The organism is Bremerella sp. JC817 (genome assembly GCF_040718835.1).
In the GTDB taxonomy this organism is placed as follows: domain Bacteria; phylum Planctomycetota; class Planctomycetia; order Pirellulales; family Pirellulaceae; genus Bremerella.
Genome location: NZ_JBFEFG010000279.1, coordinates 1 through 390, shown reverse-complemented (window position 1 = coordinate 390; position 390 = coordinate 1). Strand labels below are relative to the sequence as shown.

Sequence of the window (390 nt, the reverse complement as noted above, 5' to 3'; positions counted from 1 at the left end):
GCCTCTCATCTCCTGATCCGGGGCGATCCCGCGAACCCGGCCGGGGTCGTCGCCCCCGGCGGCCTCTCGGCGATCGTCGCGATCCCGGGGGCGTTCGGGCTCGATCCCGAGGCTCCCGATTCCGAACGCAGGAGCCGCCTGGCCCAATGGATCAGCCACCCGGAGAACCCCCTGTTTGCTCGGGTGATCGTCAACCGCGTCTGGCAATCGTATTTCGGCATCGGGTTGGTCGCGACCCCGAGCGATTTCGGGTTCAACGGGGGCACCCCCTCGCATCCCGACGTGCTCGACTGGCTCGCGAGCGACCTGATCGATCACGGCTGGAGCCTCAAGCACCTGCACCGCCGCATCCTCACCTCCTCGGCCTACCGACATTCGTCGCGATTCGAC

General features: G+C 67.9%; 1 protein-coding gene. It reads left to right on the top strand.

What is annotated here, in order from left to right; genetic code table 11:
- A partial coding sequence (locus AB1L30_RS18160) for a DUF1553 domain-containing protein (RefSeq protein WP_367014825.1) occupies positions 1-390 on the top strand: 390 nt, incomplete at both ends.